The organism is Aeromonas sp. R2-1, assembly GCF_040908425.1.
Classification (GTDB): domain Bacteria; phylum Pseudomonadota; class Gammaproteobacteria; order Enterobacterales; family Aeromonadaceae; genus Aeromonas; species Aeromonas caviae.
This window is the reverse complement of the sequence record NZ_JBFODR010000013.1, coordinates 1-18,998: the sequence shown is the minus strand read 5'-3', so window position 1 is coordinate 18,998 and position 18,998 is coordinate 1. Positions and strand designations below refer to the sequence as shown.

17 protein-coding genes and 2 tRNA genes are annotated in these 18,998 nt (G+C 63.1%); 7 read left to right on the top strand and 12 right to left on the bottom strand.

Features of this window, described 5'->3' with window-relative positions:
* The 3 genes from tuf to AB5Y80_RS03085 form a co-directional block, all read right to left on the bottom strand.
* Positions 1–1,052, bottom strand: a 1,052-nt coding sequence (tuf, locus tag AB5Y80_RS03095; protein WP_368172509.1) for an elongation factor Tu, incomplete at its 3' end; no start/stop codon positions are given.
* A 172-nt stretch (positions 1,053–1,224) separates the two neighbouring features.
* Positions 1,225–1,299, bottom strand: a tRNA-Gly gene (locus tag AB5Y80_RS03090).
* Between the two features lie 38 nt (positions 1,300–1,337).
* A tRNA-Tyr gene (locus AB5Y80_RS03085) sits at positions 1,338–1,422 on the bottom strand.
* Between the two features lie 263 nt (positions 1,423–1,685).
* On the opposite strand from AB5Y80_RS03085, the gene coaA reads away from it, so the two are divergent.
* Positions 1,686–2,624 carry a type I pantothenate kinase gene (coaA, locus tag AB5Y80_RS03080; RefSeq protein ID WP_029314861.1) on the top strand — a complete coding sequence of 313 codons (939 nt, stop codon included), beginning with the start codon at positions 1,686–1,688 and terminating at the stop codon, positions 2,622–2,624.
* Positions 2,625–2,700: 76 nt separating this feature from the next.
* Here coaA and birA read toward each other — a convergent pair whose 3' ends face one another.
* Entirely contained in the window at positions 2,701–3,666 is a 966-nt protein-coding gene (birA, locus tag AB5Y80_RS03075) for a bifunctional biotin--[acetyl-CoA-carboxylase] ligase/biotin operon repressor BirA (protein WP_266142649.1), read from the bottom strand.
* Positions 3,663–4,700, bottom strand: a complete 1,038-nt coding sequence (gene murB, locus AB5Y80_RS03070; protein WP_201890720.1) for a UDP-N-acetylmuramate dehydrogenase — start codon at positions 4,698–4,700, stop codon at positions 3,663–3,665. Before murB ends, birA begins: the two co-directional genes overlap by 4 nt.
* Positions 4,701–4,825: 125 nt before the next feature.
* On the opposite strand from murB, the gene AB5Y80_RS03065 reads away from it, so the two are divergent.
* Both AB5Y80_RS03065 and AB5Y80_RS03060 read left to right on the top strand, forming a co-directional pair.
* Entirely contained in the window at positions 4,826–5,479 is a 654-nt protein-coding gene (locus AB5Y80_RS03065; RefSeq protein WP_368172508.1) for a TrkA family potassium uptake protein, read from the top strand.
* Complete coding sequence (locus AB5Y80_RS03060) at positions 5,476–6,831, top strand: TrkH family potassium uptake protein (protein WP_069784981.1); 1,356 nt, start codon at positions 5,476–5,478, stop codon at positions 6,829–6,831. The genes AB5Y80_RS03065 and AB5Y80_RS03060 overlap by 4 nt, the downstream gene beginning before the upstream one ends.
* Before the next feature lie 73 nt (positions 6,832–6,904).
* Here the strand turns inward: AB5Y80_RS03060 and AB5Y80_RS03055 are convergent, their stop codons facing one another.
* The gene (locus tag AB5Y80_RS03055) at positions 6,905–8,902 is read right to left on the bottom strand and encodes a DNA topoisomerase III (RefSeq protein ID WP_069784980.1); all 1,998 of its coding nucleotides are present in this window, start codon (positions 8,900–8,902) and stop codon (positions 6,905–6,907) included.
* 297 nt (positions 8,903–9,199) lie between these two features.
* Here AB5Y80_RS03055 and AB5Y80_RS03050 point away from each other — a divergent pair, with 297 nt between their 5' ends.
* Positions 9,200–10,330: a NapC/NirT family cytochrome c gene (locus AB5Y80_RS03050; RefSeq protein WP_201927096.1), complete on the top strand. Its 1,131-nt coding sequence runs from the start codon at positions 9,200–9,202 to the stop codon at positions 10,328–10,330.
* Positions 10,331–10,352: 22 nt separating this feature from the next.
* A complete protein-coding gene (gene torA / locus AB5Y80_RS03045) occupies positions 10,353–12,833 on the top strand; it encodes a trimethylamine-N-oxide reductase TorA (protein ID WP_368172507.1) in 2,481 nt (826 codons plus the stop codon).
* Between the two features lie 148 nt (positions 12,834–12,981).
* Here the strand turns inward: torA and AB5Y80_RS03040 are convergent, their stop codons facing one another.
* The 4 genes from AB5Y80_RS03040 to AB5Y80_RS03025 all read right to left on the bottom strand — a co-directional run bounded on the left by AB5Y80_RS03040 (position 12,982) and on the right by AB5Y80_RS03025 (position 16,001).
* The gene (locus tag AB5Y80_RS03040; protein ID WP_010675970.1) at positions 12,982–13,443 is read right to left on the bottom strand and encodes a hypothetical protein; all 462 of its coding nucleotides are present in this window, start codon (positions 13,441–13,443) and stop codon (positions 12,982–12,984) included.
* Positions 13,444–13,546: 103 nt separating this feature from the next.
* Positions 13,547–14,893 (bottom strand): sensor histidine kinase, encoded by a 1,347-nt coding sequence (locus AB5Y80_RS03035; RefSeq protein ID WP_010675971.1) that lies wholly within the window; start codon positions 14,891–14,893, stop codon positions 13,547–13,549.
* Positions 14,894–14,924: 31 nt separating this feature from the next.
* Positions 14,925–15,581 (bottom strand): response regulator transcription factor, encoded by a 657-nt coding sequence (locus AB5Y80_RS03030; protein WP_005332666.1) that lies wholly within the window; start codon positions 15,579–15,581, stop codon positions 14,925–14,927.
* A gap of 87 nt (positions 15,582–15,668) precedes the next feature.
* On the bottom strand, positions 15,669–16,001 hold the full coding sequence (locus AB5Y80_RS03025; RefSeq protein ID WP_010675972.1) for a PepSY domain-containing protein: 333 nt from the start codon (positions 15,999–16,001) through the stop codon (positions 15,669–15,671).
* 63 nt (positions 16,002–16,064) lie between these two features.
* Here AB5Y80_RS03025 and AB5Y80_RS03020 point away from each other — a divergent pair, with 63 nt between their 5' ends.
* Positions 16,065–16,313 (top strand): PepSY domain-containing protein, encoded by a 249-nt coding sequence (locus AB5Y80_RS03020; RefSeq protein ID WP_010675973.1) that lies wholly within the window; start codon positions 16,065–16,067, stop codon positions 16,311–16,313.
* Between the two features lie 10 nt (positions 16,314–16,323).
* Here AB5Y80_RS03020 and msrQ read toward each other — a convergent pair whose 3' ends face one another.
* A complete protein-coding gene (msrQ, locus tag AB5Y80_RS03015; RefSeq protein WP_324045090.1) occupies positions 16,324–16,977 on the bottom strand; it encodes a protein-methionine-sulfoxide reductase heme-binding subunit MsrQ in 654 nt (217 codons plus the stop codon).
* Positions 16,978–17,068: 91 nt separating this feature from the next.
* On the bottom strand, positions 17,069–18,079 hold the full coding sequence (msrP, locus tag AB5Y80_RS03010; protein WP_323917450.1) for a protein-methionine-sulfoxide reductase catalytic subunit MsrP: 1,011 nt from the start codon (positions 18,077–18,079) through the stop codon (positions 17,069–17,071).
* 371 nt (positions 18,080–18,450) lie between these two features.
* Here msrP and AB5Y80_RS03005 point away from each other — a divergent pair, with 371 nt between their 5' ends.
* On the top strand, positions 18,451–18,924 hold the full coding sequence (locus AB5Y80_RS03005) for a DUF1097 domain-containing protein (RefSeq protein WP_368172506.1): 474 nt from the start codon (positions 18,451–18,453) through the stop codon (positions 18,922–18,924).
* Positions 18,925–18,998: the final 74 nt, after the last annotated feature.

Sequence of the window (18,998 nt, the reverse complement as noted above, 5' to 3'; positions counted from 1 at the left end):
ACCATCTCTACGCCTTCCGGCAGTTCGATGGTACCGGTCACGTCGGTAGTACGGAAGTAGAACTGCGGACGGTAGCCCTTGAAGAACGGAGTGTGACGACCGCCTTCTTCCTTGGACAGCACGTACACTTCGGATTCGAACTTGGTGTGCGGCTTGATGGTGCCCGGCTTGGCCAGTACCTGACCACGCTCTACGTCTTCACGCTTCACGCCACGCAGCAGCGCGCCAACGTTCTCACCTGCACGACCTTCGTCCAGCAGTTTGCGGAACATTTCAACGCCGGTACAGGTGGTCTTGGTGGTATCTTTGATACCAACGATTTCCACTTCTTCACCAACCTTGACGATACCGCGCTCTACACGACCGGTTACTACGGTACCACGGCCTGCGATGGAGAAGACGTCTTCGATAGGCATCAGGAACGGCTGGTCAATGGCACGCTCCGGCTCCGGAATGTAGGTGTCCAGGTGGCCAGCCAGTTCCAGGATCTTCTCTTCCCACTGAGCTTCGCCTTCCAGCGCTTTCAGTGCGGAACCACGGACTACCGGCAGGTCATCACCCGGGAAGTCGTACTCAGACAGCAGTTCGCGAACTTCCATCTCGACCAGTTCCAGCAGCTCTTCGTCATCTACCATGTCGCACTTGTTCATGAACACGATGATGTACGGAACGCCTACCTGACGACCCAGCAGGATGTGCTCACGAGTCTGCGGCATCGGGCCGTCAGTCGCTGCTACTACCAGGATTGCGCCGTCCATCTGGGCAGCACCGGTGATCATGTTTTTAACGTAGTCGGCGTGACCCGGGCAATCTACGTGGGCGTAGTGGCGGGTAGCAGTGTCGTATTCTACGTGGGAGGTGTTGATGGTGATACCACGCTCACGCTCTTCCGGTGCCTTGTCGATCTGGTCGAAGGCGAAAGCTTTACCACCGAAGTGCTTGGCCAGCACGTTGGTGATGGCGGCGGTCAGGGTGGTTTTACCGTGGTCAACGTGGCCGATGGTACCCACGTTAACGTGCGGTTTATTACGCTCAAATTTTTCTTTAGACATGATCGTCCCTCTAAACTAACGCTGAGTACGCGGTGGCAAGCTAACCACAGAACAGTTTATATGATGGATTTGAATCAAGGGGAGTAGAGAGGTTGGTGCTGACAGGCTGGTTCGATTGCCGAACTCACCCTAAGGTGTGGCTCTCAGAATTACCTGGGCCATATCAGCATCTTGGAGCGGGCAGCGGGAATCGAACCCGCATCATCAGCTTGGAAGGCTGAGGTAATAGCCATTATACGATGCCCGCATTTCTCTAACCCAAAGAACTCAAACCGCAGAGAAATATGGTGGAGGGAGAAGGATTCGAACCTTCGAAGGCAGAGCCGTCAGATTTACAGTCTGATCCCTTTGGCCGCTCGGGAACCCCTCCAGTTGCATAAATGCCACAACGGTAATTCTGCTTGCACCCGTTGTTTTTGTCGCTTTTGCTCGGCAAATAGACGACAGACATCCAAGCGTCGCGCATTTTATGGTAAGGATTTTGGGGATGCAACCATTGCACCTTGCAAAATGTGCATTTATGCCGGGATCCAGGCAAAAAAACGCTCCTTCTCCGTCCCGACCGGACGCGTCCCTTGTCGCTCCCGATCCCTTGGTGTATGGTCGCCCTGCCCAAGAAACAGTGATGACACCATGACGACAGAGCATAACCCCTATTTGCAATTCACCCGCGAACAATGGGCGTTATTGCGCGATGCGGTCCCCCTGACCCTGACCGAGCACGATCTGCAGACCCTGCGCGGGATCAACGAGAAGGTGTCATTGCGGGAAGTGGAAGAGATCTATCTGCCCCTCTCCCGTCTCCTCAATCTCTACGTCAAGGCCAAGCAGCGCCGCAGCCGGGTGCTGGAGCAGTTTCTCGGTCAGTCCCGCGGCAAGGGCACCTATATCATCAGCATCGCCGGCAGCGTGGCGGGGGGCAAGAGCACTACGGCCCGTATCCTTCAGGCACTGCTGGAGCGCTGGCCGGAGCACCCCAGGGTGGAGCTGGTCACCACCGACGGCTTCCTGTTTCCCAACAAGGAGCTGGAAGCCCGTGGCCTGATGCGTCGCAAGGGGTTCCCCGAGTCTTATGACATCCGCCATCTGGTGGAGTTTGTCGCCAATATCCGCGCCGGCCACGAGAAGGTCGAGGCCCCCGTCTACTCCCACCTCATCTATGACATCCTGCCCGACGAGAAGAAGGTGGTGGAGCAGCCGGACATCCTGATCCTGGAGGGGCTCAATGTGCTGCAAAGCGGCATGGACTATCCCCAGGACCCCCATCGCGTGTTCGTGTCGGACTTCGTCGACTTCTCCATCTATGTGGATGCCGACGCCGAGCTGCTGCGCACCTGGTACATCGATCGTTTTCTCAAATTCCGCAGCGGCGCCTTCTCGGATCCCGACTCCTATTTCCACCACTACGCCAAGCTGGCCGAGAGCGAGGCGACCGAGATCGCCAACAACATCTGGCAGGATATCAACTACCTGAATCTGCAAGAGAACATCTTGCCGACCCGGGAGCGGGCCAACCTCATCCTCACCAAGGGCAACGAGCACGCCATCGAGCAGATCAAGCTGCGCAAGTGACCACTGTCGCAGTGCATACATGAAAGAGGGGGCCCGCAGGCCCCCTCTTACATTCAGTCGTCATGAGCGTATGGGTTCAGTCCCCCCGCCGCAGGGAGAGTTCCCCTCCCAGATAGAGCTTGAGCCCCTCTTCCGTCTCCAGACGCAGGGCTCCGCGTTCGTCGATCCCCCGGGCAATCCCGCGGATCACCTGCTCTCCCATCAGCAGCTTTACCGGCTGGCCGGCGAAGTGGTCGAGCCGGTTCCAGCTCTCGACAAAACTCGCCAGCCCCGACTGTTCGAAGGTTTGCATGGCCTGTTGCAGGTGCAGCAGCACGCAGGCGGCCAGCTCGTTGCGATCCACCAGCTCGGGCTGGATATGGCGCAGCTCGGACCAGGCCTGATCGATCTTCTCCCCCTCCCGACTCGGCATCGCCAGATTGAGGCCGACCCCGATCACCAGATGGCAGCTGGCACCCGCACTGCCGCTCATCTCCACCAGGATGCCCGCCAGCTTGCGGCCCTGGTAATAGAGGTCGTTCGGCCACTTGAGCGCCACCCCGGGATAACCGAGTGACTCCAGCGCCTCGACCACCGCCACGCCGACCGCGAGACTCAGTCCCATGGCGGCCGCCATGCCCTGCTCAAGCCGCCAGTACATGCTCAGGATCAGCTGGCAACCGAAGGGAGAAACCCAGGGTTTGCCACGACGTCCCCGCCCGGCGGTCTGGCACTCGGCCAGACAGCTTTCCCCGGAGCTCAGGGTATTGACCCGCTCCAGCAGGTACTGGTTGGTGGAATCGATGACAGGGAAGCAGTGCACCGGCGCCATCGGTGCCTCTGCCTGCAGCCGCCCCTCGTCATAGAGGGCCATGGGCACCGCCAGCCGATAGCCCTTGCCGGTCAGGCTGAAGAGATCCAGCCCCAGATCCTTGAGCGCGGCCATGTGCTTGCTCACCGCCGCCCGGCTGATGCCAAGGCGCTCGCCCAGCTGCTCGCCGGAATGGAACTGGCCGTCGCTGAGCAGGGTGATCAGGGTCTGTCTGACGGGGGTCAGGGTCATGCCAGTACCTCGTCGAGCCAGGTTTCACCGCTGCGCCCAATGAAGCGCACCTCGTGTTCCAGCACCACACCGAACTGGTGCTCCACGCTGTCGCGGACATGGGCCGCCAGCGCGATGAGCTCCATGGCGCTGGCGCCCCCCAGATTGACCAGCACCAGCGCCTGCTCCTGATGCACGGCGGCACGACCGATGGCAAACCCCTTGAGACCGCACTGATCGATGAGCCAGCCAGCCGCCAGCTTGGCCTGCCCTTCTGCCGCAGGGTAGCAGGGCATCTGCGGGTATTGCTGTTTCAGGGTCTCGGCCAGGGCGGCAGGCACCACAGGGTTTTTGAAGAAACTGCCCGCGTTGCCCAGCACCGCCGGATCCGGCAGCTTGGCCATGCGGGTGGCACAGACGGTGTCGAAAATGGCCTGTGGTGAAGGGGCATCCCCCAGCGCCGCCAGCGGGCCATAACCGGCGACCGGACGCCATGCCTTGGGCAGGCGCAGACCGACGGCGGTGATGAAGTGGGAGTCCTGATAGTCGTGCTTGAAGATGCTGTCACGGTAACCGAATCGGCAGTCGGCCGCCGCGATGCGCTCAACCTCGCCACTCTGCCAGTTGAACGCCTCCACGTAGGCACAGACGCTGGCCAGCTCGACCCCGTAGGCACCGATGTTCTGTACCGGGGCCGCCCCGACCGTCCCGGGAATGAGTGCCAGATTCTCCAGCCCGTGCCAGCCCTGTTGCAGGGCGTGGCATACCAGATCGTGCCAGTTTTCACCTGCCGCCACGTGTAGCCGCCAGTGCTCGGACTCCTCGTGCAGCGTGATCCCTTTCAGGCCGTTGTGGACCACCAGACCGGCAAAGTCATCGCAGAACAGGACGTTGCTTCCTCCTCCCAGCACCAGGCGCGGCAAGGTGGCCAACTCCGGGTTGGTCCGCAGTTGCGCGAGATCATCCGGCCGGGTCACATCGGCCAGCCAGAGGCAGTGTGCGTCCAGGCCCAGAGTATTGAGGGTCGACAGGGAGGCGTGGGGGGTGAGTTTCATCTGTGTGTTCCGACAAGGACAAGGGCGCAGTTTACCCCAGATCCCCCGGGACAAAAAACCCGGACACTTTTCGGACTCACGGCGCTGGAGTAGAGTAACCCCTTCATCCCGCTGAGGAAGCATGCATGAACAATCAATTCGCCGTCATCGGCCTGGGCCTGTTTGGCAGCGCCTTGTGCGAAGAGTTGCAGCGCCAGAATGCCGAGGTACTGGCCATCGACATCGACGAGAGCAAGACCCGCCAGATAGCCGCCCTCTGCAACCACGTCATCGTGGCCGATGCCACCGACGAGGCCACGGTCGCCGAACTGGGCCTGGCGAATTTCGACATCGTCTTTGTCGCCATCGGCGACAACCTGGAGACCAGCATCCTGACCACGCTGGTGCTGAAAGAGGCGGGCGTGAAGAAGGTCTGGGTCAAGGCCCGCGACAAGTTCCACGCCAAGATCTTGCAGAAGGTGGGCGCGGACAAGGTGATCAACCCGGAGTGGGACATGGGCCGCCGGGTAGCCCAGAGCATGCTGGACAACCGGCTGTTCGACTACCTGGAGCTGGGTCACGACATGGTGCTGACCGAGTTCGTGATCGGCCTGCAGCAAAACACCCGCACCCTGGCCGATTTGCACCTGCTGCAACAAAGCGATTTCCAGCTGCTGGCCATCAAGCGTGGCGAGGTGCTCCACAACGTCCTGACCGGCAAGATGGAGCTGCAACTCGGTGACATCCTGATCCTGGCCGGCAACAAGCACGCCATCGATCACTGGCTCGACACCCTATGATCAACTGGCGCAGCAACTACGCCTTCACCCTGCACCGGGAAGACAACTCCCGCTGGAGCGAGGCCAAGCTCATCCTGGGCAGTTTCCTCATCATCCTGCTGGTCGGCACCCTGTTTCTGGTCCAGCCCTCCAGCCACAAGGGTGAGGTCACCGTCATCAACGCCCTGTTCACCGCCACGTCAGCCATCAGCGTGACCGGCCTCGGGGTGGTGGATACCGGCACCGCCTTCACCCTGCAGGGGCAGATCATCCTGTTGATATTGATGGAGATTGGCGGTCTCGGCCAGATGACCATGACACTGCTGCTCATCGCCATGTTCAGCAAGCGGGTCGGGCTGCGCCAACAGGTGCTGGCCAAGGAGGCGCTGGGCCAGGAGGGGTCCGTCAACATCGTCCAGCTGGTGAAGCGCATCGTCCTGTTCGCCCTGATTGCCCAGCTGATCGGCACCGCCATCATGGCCATTCGCTGGGTGCCCGACATGGGCTGGGGCCACGGCCTCTACGTCAGCTTCTTCCACGCGGTGTCGGCCTTCAACAACGCCGGCTTCTCGCTGTTTGCCAACAACCTCATGGACTACCGGGATGACCCCCTCATCAGCCTGACCATACCGGCCCTGCTGATCCTGGGGGGGGTAGGCTTCACCGTCATCGTCGACCTGGTGCGCAACCGCCGCTGGCGCAAGCTGAAACTGCACAGCAAGCTGATGCTGCTGATGACCCCTGCCCTGCTGCTGCTGGGGACCCTGATGTTCTGGCTGCTGGAGCACAACAACCCGGGCACCCTGGGCAACGCCTCCTTCGGGAGCCAGTGGCTGGCAGCCTTCTTCCAGTCGGCCACCGCGCGCACGGCGGGCTTCAACACGGTGGATATCGGCCAGATGGTGCCGGCCTCCCTGCTGTTCATGATGATGCTGATGTTCATCGGTGCCGGGGCGACCTCCACCGGGGGCGGTATCAAGGTCACCACCTTTGCCGTCGTCCTGCTGGCGACCCGGGCGTTTCTGACCAAGCGCCCCCATGTCACCGCCTTCGGCCGCACCCTGTCACCCCAGATAGTGACCCGCTCCCTGGCCATCATCATCGTCAGTACCATGGTGCTGATGATGGCGATGTTCCTGCTGATGCTCACGGAGTCGCAATCATTCGACAAGATCATGTTCGAGACCATCTCGGCCTTTGCCACTGTGGGTCTGTCCACCGGCATCACCGCTTCTCTGAGCGAACCGGGCAAACTGATCCTGGTGCTGGTGATGATCTGCGGCCGTCTGGGGCCCCTTACCCTGGCGATCATGCTGGCCCGCCCGGTGGAGACCCGCATCCGTTATCCGGAAGAGAGCGTCTACACGGGGTAAGCCGCTCCATCCATGCAAAGAGGGGCCACTGGCCCCTCTTCTTATTTTTATGTGATCACGGCGCTCGCCAGCCTCAGGCCGCCTTGCCCCTGGTCGTCCCCTTGCCAGAGCTCTTTCCCGTACTCTTGCCAGCACTCTTGCTCGTGCGGGGGCGTGCGGCGGTGGACGCAGTCCGCTTGCGGCGGGCAAAGCGCTGCTTGCTGTCACCGGGCGCCGCCTTGGGCAGCGCGCTGAAGCTGGCGCCGGAATCCTGCCGGGCCCCCTCGATCAGGCCGTTGAGCTGCTCGGTGAGCGGCCCCATGAACTGCTGGTAGCTGCCGTGACGTTCGGCGATCTGCCCCAGACTCTGCTCCCACAGTGCCGTCATGTCCGGTGTCGTGGCGGTCGTGGGCAGCGCCTGGACCAGGGCTCGCCCGGTCGGGGTGGCCTTGATGCTCTTGCCCTGGCGCACCAGGAAGCGGCGCTTGAACAGCAGATCGATGATCCCGGCCCGGGTCGCCTCGGTGCCCAGACCGTCGGTCTCCCGTAGGGTTTTGCGGATCTCGGGATCCTGCACATAACGGGCGATGCCGGTCATGGCGGCCAGCAAGGTGGCATCGGTAAACGGCTTGGGGGGCTGGGTCATCTTCTCCAGCAGTTCCCCCCGCTCGCACAGCAGTTCCTCCCCCTCTTTCAGGGCAGGCAGGGTTCCCGCCTCCTCCTCGTCATCCTCTTCCACTCCGAGCAGCGCCTTCCAGCCCGCCTTGAGGATGCGGCGCGCCTTGGCCTGGAACAGCCCTCCGGCGATGCGCAGCAACACCTTGCTGTCGTTGTACTCGAACGGCGGGTAGAACTGCAGCAGATACTGGCGGGCAATCAGGCCGTACAGCTTCGCCTCGTCGGCCCCCAAGCTCCCCTCGTTCCCCCTCTTCTCGGTGGGAATGATGGCGTGGTGGGCATCCACCTTGCTGTCGTTCCACGCCTTGCTGCGGATCCTGCCATCCGCTTCGGCGACCGCCCTGGCCAGCGCAGGGGCCGTGCTGGCGATGGCCTCCCGCACCTGGCCGGCCCGGTTGAAGTGCTCGCTCGGCAGATGGCGGCTGTCGGATCTGGGATAGGTGATGAGCTTGTGCCGCTCGTAGAGGCTCTGGCAGACGTCCAGCACCCGCTTGGCATCCATGCCAAAGCGCTTGGCCGCGTCGATCTGCAGGCTGGAGAGGTTGTAGGGGAGCGGCGCCGCCTGCTTGCGCGCCTGCTCCTCCACCGCCTCCACCCGGGCGGGTTGCCCCTGGATCCGCTCCACCACCTTGGCGGCCAGCGCCCGGTTGAGCACCCGTCCCTCCTCATCCTGCCAGGGCAGACAGGCCTCCGATGGCAGCCACCTGGCGGTGAAGCGTTCGTTGCCCTGGGTCAGCAGATGGGCCATCACCTCGTAGAACGGCTTGGGAACGAAGGCCTCGATCTCGAGATCCCGGCGCACCACCAGACCGAGTAAGGGGGTCTGTACCCGGCCCACCGACAGCAGCTCGCTGCAACCCCCCTTGCGGCCAAGCAGGGTATAGGCCCGGGTCATGTTGATGCCATAGAGCCAGTCGGCACGGCTACGGGCCAGCGCCGACACCGCCAGCGGCACGAACTCCTTGTTGTCCCTGAGCTTGTCGAGGGCGCGGCGCACGGCGGGGGGATTGAGATCGCTGATGAGGCAGCGCTGAACCGGTTTGGTCTTGGGATAACCGAGAAAGTCGATCACCTCGTCCACCAGCAGTTGCCCTTCCCTGTCCGGGTCACCGGCGTTGACCACGCAGTCCGCCTGCTTGATGAGCCCCTTGATGACGGCCAGCTGGGCCTTGGTCTTGGGTTTGGCCACCAGCTGCCACTGGGTCGGGACAATGGGGAGGGATTCCATGCGCCACTGCTTGTAGGCGGCATCGTAGGCATCGGGCTCGGCCTGCTCCAACAGGTGGCCGATGCACCAGGTCACCACGTCTCCCTGCGCCGTCTCGATGAAACCCTCCCCCTTCTTGTGAGGTTTGGGGAGGACATCGGCGATGGCGCGGCCAAGGCTGGGTTTCTCGGCGATAAAGAGTCGCATGATGGATACACCTGAATACTGTATATGTGAACAGTATACAATCCTCTCACCGCAAACCCCAAGCCCCGGGGTGGTGCGCGGCCTCCCCGCCCCGGCTTGGGCATCGCCCCCATCACAGGACATCCCGCTCCCGTTGAAGGATAAAAGTGCGATTAAAATTCAAAAAAGCATGCCCAAACAAAAAAAAACCCAAAAATTACTTACATGTCGAAATAAAAATCATGACCGAGGTCAACCCATCGAATCTTGGGACTACTACTATATTGGTAATACCCGAATTCGAAGGACACCGTCACCATGCTTGGAAAACTGTTGAGAAAGACCTGGTTCTGGCTTCTGCTGCTCGGGGCCCTGCTGGGGGTCGCTGCACTGGGCGTCACCGTCACCGTGCTGCACAAGACCAGCTCCACCGAGTTCTGCGTCTCCTGCCACTCCATGCAGACCCCGCTCGCCGAATATCAGGGCAGTGTCCACTTCCAGAACGTGAAGGGGATCCGCGCCGAGTGCGCCGACTGCCACATCCCCAGTGAACCCGCCGCCTATCTCTGGACCAAGATCCGCGCCGTGAAAGACATCTATCACGAGGCGATCGGCACCCTCGACACCCCGGAAAAATACGAGGCCCACAAGCTGCGCATGGCCCAGACCGTGTGGGATCAGCTCAAAGCCAATGACTCCGCCACCTGTCGCAGTTGCCACAGCTACGCGGCGATGGACATCCTGGCCCAGCGCCCCAATGCCCGCGCCGAGCACCCGGTCGCCATCAAGGAGGGTCAGACCTGCATCGACTGCCACCGCGGCGTTGCCCACATCATGCCGGACATGAGTGGCCTGGCCGCCGCCGGTGCCAGCGAACTGGCCGCCGCCGCGGCCCAGACCCCGACCACCGTCACCACCCGCTATGCCATCGCCACCACCCCGCTCTATCTGGATGCTGGCGCCAAGACTGATGAAGGCACCCTGATGCCCTCCACCCAGGTGGAAGTGCTGGCCAACGACAACGGCCGCGCCCAGGTGCGCATCGACGGCTGGCAGCAGGACGGTGTGAGCGAGGTGTTCTACGCCGCCCCCGGCAAACGGATCCTGAGCGTGCTGGTCGGCGAAGCCGCCAGAAAAGCCCTCGTAACCGGCAAGAGCGAGACCGACAGCGCCACCAACCTCACCTGGCATCAGGTCAGCCTGACCGCTTGGGTCGACCAGAGCCAGCTCATCGGCGACCAGGGCAAGCTGTGGCAATACGCCTCCACCCTGATGTCCAACAACTGCACCGGCTGTCACGGCCTCACCGCGCTGGATCACTTCAACGCCAACCAGTGGATCGGCGTCATCAAGGGGATGGAGTCCCGTACCTCCCTCACCCCGGAGCAGGCGCGCATGCTCACCCAATACGTGCAGAAACACGCCAGCGACATGAGCGCGGCCCATTAAGGCAGGAACAGAGGACTCTCCCATGACTTTTTTCAATGACCAACAGACCAACCTCTCCCGCCGTACTCTGCTCAAGGGGCTGGGGGCCTGTGCCGCCCTGCCCCTGCTGGCTGGTCTCTTTCCGAAAAGCGCCCTGGCCAAGGCCGTCAGCACGGCGCTGGAGCAGTTCCCGACTCTGGTCCCCGCCCAGAAAGGCATCCTGACCGGCGCCCACTGGGGAGCCTTCGAGGCCATCGTCTCCGAGGGCCGCATGGTGCGGGTCCAGCCGGTGGCCGATGACCCAGCGCCGAATGACCTCATCGACATGGCGCCGTTCCAGGTCCACGCCAAGAACCGCATCAAGTACCCCATGGTGCGCAAGAGCTGGCTGGAGCACGGCCCGGGTGCCAGACCGGAGCTGCGCGGTGCCGACGAGTGGGTGCGAGTGAGCTGGGAGAAGGCCATCGAACTGGTGGCCGGCGAGATCCAGCGCGTCCAGTCTGATTTCGGCCCCCAGGCGATCCACGCCGGATCCTACGGCTGGAAGAGCGTGGGCATGTTCCACAACAGCCGCACCCTGCTGCACCGCCTGATGAACCTGGCCGGGGGTTTCACCGGCTATGCCGGGGACTACTCCACCGGCGCGGCCCAGGTGATCATGTCCCACGTGATGGGCTCCATCGAGGTGTACGAGCAGCAGACCGCCTGGCCCAACGTGGTGGAGCACGCCGAACTGGTGGTGCTCTGGGGGGTCAACGCCCAGGTGACCCTGAAGAACAGCTGGAACATGCCGGATCACGAGGGGCAGGCCGGCTTCAAGGCGCTGAAAGAGAAAGGCACCCGGGTCATCAGCATCGATCCCGTCTACAACGAGACCGCCAAGCTGGTCGGCGCCGAGTGGATTGCCCCGAACGCCTACACAGACGTGGCCATGATGCTGGGGGTGGCCCACACCCTCTACAGCGAGAAGAAGCACGATCAGGCCTTCCTCGATCGCTACACTGTCGGCTTCGACACCTTCCTCGCCTACCTGCTCGGCAAGGAGGACGGCCAGCCCAAGAGCGCCGAGTGGGCGAGCGCCATCTGCGGCGTCGATGCCAAGGTGATCCGCCAGCTGGCCCTCGACATGGCCGCCAAGCGCACCATGATCATGGCGGGCTGGGGCATGCAGCGTCAGCACCACGGGGAGCAGCCCAACTGGATGCTGGTCACTCTGGCCGCCATGCTGGGCCAGATCGGCCTGCCGGGGGGCGGCTACGGCTTCAGTTACCACTACTCCTCCGGTGGCAGCCCCACCGCCAAGGGCGGCATTCTGGCGGGGATCTCCGCTGGCAGCGCGCCGAAGAACAGCCCGGCCCCCATCCCGGTGGCCCGCATCGCCGACTGCCTCGCCAACCCGGGCAAGACCATCGACTTCAACGGCCGCAAGGTGACCTATCCGGACATCAAGCTGGTCTACGTGGCGGGCGGCAACCCCTTCCACCACCATCAGGACACCAACAACCTGCTGCAGGCGTGGCGCAAGCCGCAGACCGTGATCGTCCACGAGCCCTACTGGACGGCGACTGCCAAGCACGCCGACATCGTACTGCCGGCCACCACCAGCTACGAGCGCAACGACCTGGAGATGGGGGGCGACTACTCCCAGCGCTACGTCTTCCCCATGCACCAGTGCGTCCCCCCCCAGTTTGAAGCCCGCAACGACTTCGACATCTTCAGCGCCATCGCCGCCAAGCTGGGCGTGCAGGAGCAGTACACCGAAGGGAAGGACGAGATGCTGTGGCTCAAGCAGATGTACGACGGCATGGCGGCCCAGGCTCGCGGTGCCCGGGTGGCGCTGCCGCCGTTCAACATGTTCTGGGAGGCCAACAACTACATCCGCTTCCCGATCCCGGAGGCCAACCGCCAGTGGATCCGTCACGCCGATTTTCGCGAGAACCCGCTGCTCAACCCGCTCGGTACCCCGTCCGGCAAGATCGAGATCTTCTCCAGCACGGTGGCGGGGATGGGTTATGCCGACTGCGCCGGTCATCCCAAGTGGTATGAGCCCAAGGAGTGGGTGAAGAGCGAGACGGCAGCGCGCTATCCGCTGTCGCTCAACACCTCCCATCCGACCCAGCGGCTGCACTCCCAGCTCGACAACACCCCGCTGCGGGACAAGTTCGCCATCGCCGATCGGGAGGCGATCCTGATCCATCCGGACGACGCCAAAGCGCGCGGCATCGCTCAGGGGGATCTGGTGCGGGCCTTCAACGAGCGCGGCCAGATCCTGGTGGGGGCCCTGATCTCCGCCGATATCCGGCCCGGGGTAGTGCGGGTGTGTGAAGGGGCCTGGTACGATCCGGCCAAGCCGGGGGAAGCGGGCAGCATCTGCAAGAACGGCAACGTCAACTGCCTCACCTTCGACGAGGGCTCGTCCAGTCTGGCCCAGGGCAACTGCGGCCACATGGCCCAATTGCAGATAGAGAAGTATATCGGGCCAGTGCTCGCCAACACGGCGCACGAGGTACCGGCCAACGGCTGAGTAGAGGACTGAGCAACAAAAACGGCGCCATCAAGGCGCCGTTTTCTTATCGCAGTTTGTGGTGTGGCTCAGAATCACAAGTCACCCTCAACCATATACTCTTTCGCATACTCCACCCGCCTTGCAGCCAGAGCGCGGACAAGGTGGCTCAGAAGTCTCCTTCCACCATGTACTCTTCGGCACACTCCACCAGCTGGGGCCAGAGATCTTCCGGCACCCAGGCCTCGGGGTCATCCTCGTCACCGTCATACTGGCTCCAGAAGAAGGCTCGCAGCCCGCTTGCGAAGTCGTCGCTCAACTCAGCCAGTTCGGAGAGGGGCCCCAGCCAGGCAATGCGGCGCAGGCCGGAGGCGAGATCGTTGATGGCATCCATCAGGGTGCGATCATCCAGGCTCTGCTCCACCAGCAGGGTGAAGCGCTCGCGGGCACTCTCGGTCTGATCCTCGTCCAGCTCGCCCACGTCGGCCAGCAGGTCGACAAAGTCCTCCAGCAGGAACTGGATCAGGGCATCCCTGTCCTCGAACCACTGGATCTGGGCCCCCTTGGTGCCCAGCACCGAGGCATCGAACGAATCATCGAGATGGCACAAAGCCCAAGGATCGTCAGTCATTGCTACCCTTCCTACACCTGAAACAAGAGACGTATCTTATGCCGGGTGCCGCCCCCCTTGCCAGCACGGCGGCACAAAAGGGGCCCCCCGACGGGGCGCCCCGTCACTCGACCCTGGCCACCTTGGGCAGGGAGAGGGAAGCGGCGAGCCCCCCCAGCTCGGCCCGCCCCATGATGAGACTGCCGCGATAGGCTTCCGCGAGATCCGAGACGATGTTGAGGCCAAGGCCCGAGCCCGGCACCTTCTCATCGAGGCGCACCCCCCGCAACACCGCCTTGGCGATCTGATCCTCGCTCATGCCGGGACCGTCGTCCTCGATGCGCAGGGTGATCCAGCCCCCCAGCTCGGCGCTGGAGATGCGCAGCTCGCTGGCGGACCACTTGAAGGCGTTCTCCAGCAGGTTGCCCACCATCTCGTCGAAGTCCTGCTCCTCCACCCCGACCGCCAGATTGACCGGCACCTGCAAGTCCACCGTCTTGCCGGGATAGAGGCGGGAGAAGGCGCGGCAGATGTACTCCACCCGGGCCCGCACCGGGGTCGACACCCCGAGGATCTTGGCGGCGCCGGTCACCCGCGCCTTGCCGAGGTGGTAGTCGATGTGGCGCTGGATCTGGTCGAGCTGCTCGCCGAGGGCGGCCTGATCCTCCGGCGGCAACTGGGTCACCTGGTTGCGCATGATGCTGAGCGGCGTCTTGAGGGCGTGGGCCAGGTTGCCGGTGTGGGAACGGGCTCGTTGCAGCAGCTCGCCATAGTGGTGCAGCAGGCGGTTGATGTCCTCCACCAGCGGCTGGATCTCCAGGGGGTAGCGCAGCCGGAACCCCTCCTGATGACCCTGATGGACGCGGCTCAGCTCGCGACGCAGCAGGTGCAGCGGGCGCAGGCCGTAGAGGATCTGGAACATGAAGCCGAGCACCAGGCCGGTGGCGGCGAAGCCGAGGCCGAGGAAGAGGCTGATGCGGGTCTTCTTCAGGGTCTGGGTCAGGGCGCTGCTGTCCTTGGCCATCACCAGGGTGAAGACCCGATCAGACCCCGGCAGCAGCACGGTACGGGTCATGATGAGCAGAGGCTCCTTGTTGGGCCCCTTGCCGACGAAGAGATCCGGATCGCCGAAGGCCGACTTCAGGCCGTGGGCGCTCAGATGGGCATCCCACAGGGAGCGGGAACGACTGACCACCGTCTCCCCCAACTCCAGCTGCCAGTAGTAGCCGGAGTAGGGCTGGCGATAACGGGGGTCGGCCATGGGCTCGGTGACCACCGGCATGCCGTCCGGCTGGATCTCGAGGCGGGAGAGCAGATCGTAGAGCTGCAGGCGCAAGCCATCAGCCTCCGCCTCCTGCCAGTAGTTGCGCATCATGGTCTGCAGGCTGAAGCCGGTGGCGAACAGGAAGAGACCGCACCAGACCATGGCGATCACCACCAGCCGACCTCGCAGGGTGCGTACCAGCCTCATTCAACCCACCCCGCCATCGGTTGCGGTCGCGTCATTCGTTGATCCGGTAGCCGAGGCCGCGCACCGTCTCGATGAGATCGGCGTGGGTCTTCTTGCGAATGCGGCCGATGAACACCTCCACGGTGTTGGAGTCGCGATCGAAATCCTGGGCATAGATGTGGTCGATCAGCTCGCTGCGGGACACCACCTTGCCCCTGTGCTGCATCAGGTAGCCCAGCACCCGGAACTCGTGGGCGGTGAGCTTGATGGGGGTCCCTTCGTACCACACCTGGGAGGCCGCCATGTCGAGACGCACGCCACCGATCTCGAGGATGGAGCTGGCGTTCCCCGCCGCCCGGCGCACCAGCGCCTGCACCCTGGCCACCAGCTCCGCCACCTGGAAGGGCTTGGTGAGGTAGTCATCCGCCCCAGCGTTGAGCCCTTCAATCTTCTCGTGCAACTGGCCACGGGCGGTCAGCACCAGCACCGGGGTGTCCATCCCCTTGCTGCGCCACTCCTTCAGTACGCTCAGGCCGTCGCGACCGGGCAGGCCGAGATCCAGGATGATGGCGTCATAGGGTTCGGTCTCGCCGAGAAAGCCCGCCTCGTTGCCATCGTGGCAGAGATCGGTGACGAAGCCGGACAGACGCAGCTGTTCCGCCAGCTGGCCCGCGAGGATCTTTTCATCTTCAACTATCAGAATGCGCATACAAGGGTATCCAAAACAGGGTTGTGCCGGCATCGGCAACGGTTGGGGGGACGAACCGGATGACGGTAGGTTCACGGACTCACGCCGTTACTCCTCTTCCGGGGGCGGGCGCGGAGCGAACAGGCGCTCCAGATGGTGGCCCTTGAGCCACACCATCTCCAGGTTGTCAGCCCGATAGCCCACCTTGATGACGCTGTTCTCCTCGTCGATGAGCCTGAGCTCGTAGAGCCAGACGCCATCCTCCTCACCCAGATCGACGCGCAGCACGCGCACCGGCAGGCGGGAGGCCACCTCCATCAACTCATGAAACGGGCGGACCCGCCCCTCGCTGACCGCCTGTTGCAGCAAGGCCTCGTTCGGCTGGGCCGCCTGAACCAGCATCGGCAGCAGCAATCCAAGCAGGGGCAGCGCGCTATTCATGGGTGATTCATCTCTCAAAACCTAACATAATGCCGTTTATAGTGTGCCAGCCATGAATCCGGAATGAATATGATCCCACGCAGTATCCTGCTGATCTTGTGCCTCTTTTCCACCTTTGGCTGGGCGGCGCAGACACGTCTCGACATGGCCGGACTGGTCAAGTTGTTGCTGGCACAAGGTTATCACGACATTCGGGAAGTGGAGCTGGAAGGGGACAAATTCGAGGTCGATACCCTGAATGCCGACGATCAGCGCGTCCAGTTGCAGGTCGATGCCAACACCGGCGAGATCACCAAAAAAGAGGCCGAATAGGCCTCTTTTGCTATGGGCGTGACGGCTGTTGCGCCGCCTCCCTCCCGGCCACTTGCGCTCGCCTGCGCCAGGGGCGCAGCAGCTTTTCCCGACGGGGCCACAGCAGGGCGCAGGCCAGTACCAGATAGATGAGGGGCTCCTGCCACCCGCTCTTGACCGACCACCAGTAGTGTATCGGCACCAGCAGAGCCACCCCGTAGATCCAGTTGTGCAGCTTCTGCCAGGCCGGCCCCATGCGACGCAACAGGGCCGGGATCGAGGTGATGCCGAGCGCCAGCAACAGCAGCAGCGCCACCATGCCCACCACTATGTAGCTGCGCTTGACCAGCTCGCCGCCAATCAGCCCCCAGTCGAACTGCAGATCCAGCCCCAGCCAGACCATGAAGTGCAGGGACGCCCAGGCGGCGCACCAGAGCCCGAGGGGGCGGCGCAGCTTGATGAGCTGCCCCTGGCGCCAGCGCTTGGCGAGCGGCGACACCAGCAGGGTCAGCAACAGCAGGTGGAGGGCCCCCTTGCCAAGGTAATGGGTCAGCCCCTGGACCGGATCCCCCCCCAGCAGCCCGGCTGGCACGGCATAGCCCAGCCAGAGTAGAAAGCCGAGCGAACCAAGGTGCACCAGCGCCCGCAAGCCGTTGACATGGGCTGTTTTCAGTCTCGGCATCATATTGCAGTTCCCGTCATGTTTTTCCCGCTTCTCATCCCCTCTCCCACCAGGGGAGAAGGGGACAAGAGATCAGTCGGGCAGAGCGTCAGTCTCAATACCATTTACGCAGATCCATCCCCTGATAGAGGGACGCCACCTCGTCGCCGTAGCCATTGAACATCAGGGTCGGCTGGCGCTTGGCCCCGAAGATGCCCCCCTCGCCGATGAAACGCTCGCTCGCCTGGCTCCAGCGCGGGTGATCCACTTGCGGATTGACGTTGGCATAGAAACCATACTCGTTCGGCGCCAGCAGGTTCCAGGTGGTGGGGGGCATCTCCTCCACCAGGCGGATGGAGACGATGCTCTTGATGCTCTTGAAGCCGTACTTCCAGGGCACAACCAGCCGGATGGGAGCCCCGTTCTGGGCGGGCAGGGTTTTGCCATAGAGCCCCATGGCGAGGAAGGAGAGGGGGTGCATGGCCTCGTCGAGGCGCAAGCCCTCCACATAGGGATAATCGATGCCGCCCCCCAGGGCACGGGAGGCCTGCCCCGGTAACTGTTCCGGATCATAGAGCGTCTCGAAGGCCACGAACTTGGCGCGACTGGTGGGCTCGGCACGGCGGATCAGATCCGCCAGCGCAATGCCGCTCCAGGGCAGCACCATGGACCAGGCCTCCACGCAGCGCAGCCGATAGATGCGCTCCTCCAGCGTGCTCTTGTTGATGAGATCCCACACATCCAGGGTGAAGGGTTTGGCCACCTCCCCTTCCACCTTCAGGGTCCAGGGCTCGGGCTTGAGGTAATGGCCGTTGCGGGCCGGATCCCCCTTGTCGGTCCCCAGCTCGTAGAAATTGTTGTGGGTGGTGGCCTTCTCCTCCGGGGTGAGGATCAATCCCTCTGGCCGGGTCGCGGCACGGATGTCGAGGGGTCTGGTGGGGGCCACGGGGGCCGGCTTGTCCGGTGCGAAGAGATCCAGCAGGCTGGCCTTCACCGGAAACGCCAGGGTGGCGGCACCGACGCCCAGGCCCAGCCCTTTCAGGATGCGGCGACGATCCTGATAGACGGTTTCCGGCGTGACATCCTGTTCGGTGGGGTGATGAGAAGTACGGCGCTTGATCAACATGAAAAAACTCCCGGGACGATGAGGTTGACAACCATAAGACCCGCCCCGGCCGAGTTTTATTTCACACAGAATTACATGAGTTGGTAAAGGGGCAGTGCCTTGGCCATGGTACCGGCCAGGAAGAGCACTACGAACACCAGCAGAGGAACGATCACGTTTGGCACCATCAGACTCACTCCATGAGCAGGACAGGGCCTCTAACTATGGAACAAGGTCTGCGGCGCCTCCAATGAATTTTTTTCGCGAGCGCAAGCGTATTCCAGAGTTGCAAAGAGTGACCGGGATCACACACAATCCGGCCCCCGCTTGCTGCCGCTCCACCGCGGAGTAGGCTGCCTCCTTTTCCGGATTCAACCACTGAGAGTCACGCCATGAGCCCACTGTTCGCCATCGCCATCACGACCGGGATCCTCTCCGCCGTCTGGGGTGGACTGGCCGCCGCACTCGGTCTCATCTCCTGGGTCGGCTTCCTCGGCTGCACCAGCTACTTCGCCTCGAGTGGCGGTTACAAGGCGCTGTTACAGACCTTGCTGTGCAACACCACCGGCATGCTGTGGGCACTCCTGCTGATCCACGGGGAGACCTGGTGGGGGGCCGGCATGGCGGGTTATCTGATGACAGGGGTGGTGGCCACCCTGATGTGCGTGCAGGCCAAGCAGCAGTGGCTCGCCTACATTCCCGGCACCTTCGCCGGTTGCTGTGCCACCTTCGGCGCCGCAGGCGAGTGGCGGCTCATTCTGCCCTCCCTCATCATCGGCGCCCTGTTTGGCTATCTCATGAAGGCGAGCGGCCTCTGGCTCTCCCAGAAGACCCTCTCCACCGACGGCGTCAGCGACCCGGCCTGAGCCTGAGCCTGAGCCTGAGCCTGACAAGGTAACCGATTCGGTCGGAAACCAGAGGGGCGGCCCGTCATCGACGG

Excerpts from the sequence above, each read along its gene's own strand:
- coaA (WP_029314861.1), top strand. The coding sequence starts at position 1,686 with ATGACGACAGAGCATAACCCCTATTTGCAATTCACCCGCGAACAATGG.
- birA (WP_266142649.1), bottom strand. The coding sequence starts at position 3,666 with ATGACCCTGACCCCCGTCAGACAGACCCTGATCACCCTGCTCAGCGAC.
- murB (WP_201890720.1), bottom strand. The coding sequence starts at position 4,700 with ATGAAACTCACCCCCCACGCCTCCCTGTCGACCCTCAATACTCTGGGC.
- AB5Y80_RS03065 (WP_368172508.1), top strand. The coding sequence starts at position 4,826 with ATGAACAATCAATTCGCCGTCATCGGCCTGGGCCTGTTTGGCAGCGCC.
- AB5Y80_RS03060 (WP_069784981.1), top strand. The coding sequence starts at position 5,476 with ATGATCAACTGGCGCAGCAACTACGCCTTCACCCTGCACCGGGAAGAC.
- AB5Y80_RS03055 (WP_069784980.1), bottom strand. The coding sequence starts at position 8,902 with ATGCGACTCTTTATCGCCGAGAAACCCAGCCTTGGCCGCGCCATCGCC.
- AB5Y80_RS03050 (WP_201927096.1), top strand. The coding sequence starts at position 9,200 with ATGCTTGGAAAACTGTTGAGAAAGACCTGGTTCTGGCTTCTGCTGCTC.
- torA (WP_368172507.1), top strand. The coding sequence starts at position 10,353 with ATGACTTTTTTCAATGACCAACAGACCAACCTCTCCCGCCGTACTCTG.
- AB5Y80_RS03040 (WP_010675970.1), bottom strand. The coding sequence starts at position 13,443 with ATGACTGACGATCCTTGGGCTTTGTGCCATCTCGATGATTCGTTCGAT.
- AB5Y80_RS03035 (WP_010675971.1), bottom strand. The coding sequence starts at position 14,893 with ATGAGGCTGGTACGCACCCTGCGAGGTCGGCTGGTGGTGATCGCCATG.
- AB5Y80_RS03030 (WP_005332666.1), bottom strand. The coding sequence starts at position 15,581 with ATGCGCATTCTGATAGTTGAAGATGAAAAGATCCTCGCGGGCCAGCTG.
- AB5Y80_RS03025 (WP_010675972.1), bottom strand. The coding sequence starts at position 16,001 with ATGAATAGCGCGCTGCCCCTGCTTGGATTGCTGCTGCCGATGCTGGTT.
- AB5Y80_RS03020 (WP_010675973.1), top strand. The coding sequence starts at position 16,065 with ATGAATATGATCCCACGCAGTATCCTGCTGATCTTGTGCCTCTTTTCC.
- msrQ (WP_324045090.1), bottom strand. The coding sequence starts at position 16,977 with ATGATGCCGAGACTGAAAACAGCCCATGTCAACGGCTTGCGGGCGCTG.
- msrP (WP_323917450.1), bottom strand. The coding sequence starts at position 18,079 with ATGTTGATCAAGCGCCGTACTTCTCATCACCCCACCGAACAGGATGTC.
- AB5Y80_RS03005 (WP_368172506.1), top strand. The coding sequence starts at position 18,451 with ATGAGCCCACTGTTCGCCATCGCCATCACGACCGGGATCCTCTCCGCC.